The sequence below is a fragment of the Candidatus Eisenbacteria bacterium genome, from assembly GCA_030017955.1.
Classification (GTDB): domain Bacteria; phylum Eisenbacteria; class RBG-16-71-46; order JASEGR01; family JASEGR01; genus JASEGR01.
Genome location: JASEGR010000126.1, coordinates 896 through 2,939 on the forward strand (window position 1 = coordinate 896; position 2,044 = coordinate 2,939).

General features: G+C 47.4%; 3 protein-coding genes. 2 read left to right on the forward strand and 1 reads right to left on the reverse strand.

What is annotated here, in order from left to right; all coding sequences use genetic code 11:
- A partial coding sequence (locus QME66_12640) for a hypothetical protein (protein MDI6809803.1) occupies window positions 1-391 on the reverse strand: 391 nt, incomplete at its 3' end.
- A 313-nt stretch (window positions 392-704) separates the two neighbouring features.
- On the opposite strand from QME66_12640, the gene QME66_12645 reads away from it, so the two are divergent.
- Entirely contained in the window at window positions 705-995 is a 291-nt protein-coding gene (locus QME66_12645) for a hypothetical protein (protein ID MDI6809804.1), read from the forward strand.
- Window positions 996-1,008: 13 nt separating this feature from the next.
- Window positions 1,009-1,818, forward strand: coding sequence for an IS3 family transposase (locus QME66_12650; GenBank protein MDI6809805.1), 810 nt, complete (start codon window positions 1,009-1,011; stop codon window positions 1,816-1,818).
- Window positions 1,819-2,044: the final 226 nt, after the last annotated feature.

A 2,044-nucleotide genomic window follows, 5' to 3' on the forward strand; every position in this document is an offset into this window, starting at 1 on the left:
CACCAAGACACGAAATAGCATAATCCGCTGTTTCTGAGGCAATTCTCCACACTTTGTATTGTTTGAGCCATTGATAGTAGCAAGTGGAAAAGATATTCACGGGCTCACTTCTTCCCGCGATATACTTCTTACCAACGAAGTCCACGGACTGTTGAATGGTTCCCAGTCCTGTGATGGTCTTGATGGGGAATCGCAACCGCTCAACGATTCCTTGTTTACGAGTCTTGGACGTTGGTTTCTTGGTTTGCAAACCATGTTCTCGGAACACGTCTCCAATGAACCACAGGGAAGGAAGTCGTGTATCGGGATAGGACTTGGCATAGTCCATCTGGATGTGAGCAGATCCCTGGAGATACTTCTTTTCATCGATGCGAGTCTGTTTGAGACTCACTACCCGTGACACTTCCTCGGTCGTGTACGTTCGACGGTCTCCCTGTGTCCATCCTCGAATGTCTGTATAGTCCTCTTGCCGCAGCCAGGCAATGATCGTCGGTTTACGAATACCGAGTCGACGCGCGATCTGATTATTAGATAAACCTTGTGTGTGAAGTTCGTGAGCTTGATGAAAATTTTTTTGCCTCTTCCTTCTTCATATCACAGAGATGGTTAAGATGATTGATAACCTGCCATCTATAATGGTCGGGTAAAATTAGACAGTCTTCAGGATACAGGTCCCCTGTTCGAGGAGGTATAATAAACCTGTTATGAAGAAAACATTTTCAGAAAAAGAAAAAGCTTCCATTGCGTTGCGTGCGTTCACGCAAGCAGAAACGATGACCATGATTGCCTCCTCAACGGGAGCGCATCCTGTGCAAGTTGGCATGTGGAAAAAAATGCTGACTGAGCAGGCACATCTGTTATTTGAGAAAACAAAAAACGAATCAGAAACAATCCACAGACTTGAAACAAAGATCGACGAGCTTCATCGCATTATTGGCAAACGAGAGGAAGAACTGTCCTGGCTGCAAAAAAAAACTTCCCTCTCGCGTCTGTGACCGAAAACAGCTCGTGGACTTAAATAGTCCTGTATCGCTTACACGTCAGGCGGAGCTTCTGTGTGTCTCGCGTGCAAGTCTCTACACGAAACCCACGTCGCCTTCTGAAGCACGTCTTGCTTTGCTCAGTGCCGTTGACGAGATCTATACACAGCAACCCACGTTCGGCACCAGACGTCTGTGTGTCCTGCTTGAGAGGGATTACAAGATCTGTGTGGGAAGGGACGCGATTCGCTCTGCCATGGAAACCTTAGGATTATCGGCGATCTATCCCAAAAAACAGACAAGCACGGCTCATCCTGAACACACAGTCTACCCGTACTTGCTCCGTGGAATCCGCGCGGCCTGCCCCAACCATATCTGGGGAACGGATATCACCTACATCCGCCTGGAACGAGGATTTTGTTACCTGTCCGCCATGCTCGATTGGTTCTCGCGTAAGGTACTTGCGTGGACGCTCTCCAATACACTCACGACAGACTTTTGCATGACGACGCTGCAAACAGCACTCGCGGCCGCGGTTCCTGATTTTCACAACTCAGACAAGGGGAGTCAATTCACGAGCGATGCCTATCTTTCCATGCTCAAGCAACAAGAACGCATCCATATTTTTATGGATGGTCGAGGGCGCTGCATGGACAACATTTTTACCGAACGGCTTTGGCGAAGCGTGAAGTATGAAGACATCTTTCTCAAAGGCTACCAAACAATGGAAGAGGTGCGCGAAGGACTGACGGCGTATTTTGACTTCTACAATAGCAAGCGTCCCCACCAATCACTCGGCTACAAAACACCCAACGAAATTTACTCATCCCTAAACTAAAAAGCACCCCAACAACATGGGGAACCTTATCCACAGAAACTGTCTAGACAAACCCGACCACCATAATCTTAGCCAAGTCTGTGAGATGAAACCAGCCTTACTTCCACTAAGGGGGGTACGGTTTCATACCAAAGTTAGCCTATAGGGAGTTTCGTAATTCACAGCTAACGGGTACCGCTTCTATTGTATCTCAAGTTGTTTTTTTTATCTTATAGGGAGTTTCGTA

Coding starts and splice junctions, on each gene's coding strand:
- QME66_12645 (MDI6809804.1), top strand. CDS start 705: ATGAAGAAAACATTTTCAGAAAAAGAAAAAGCTTCCATTGCGTTGCGT.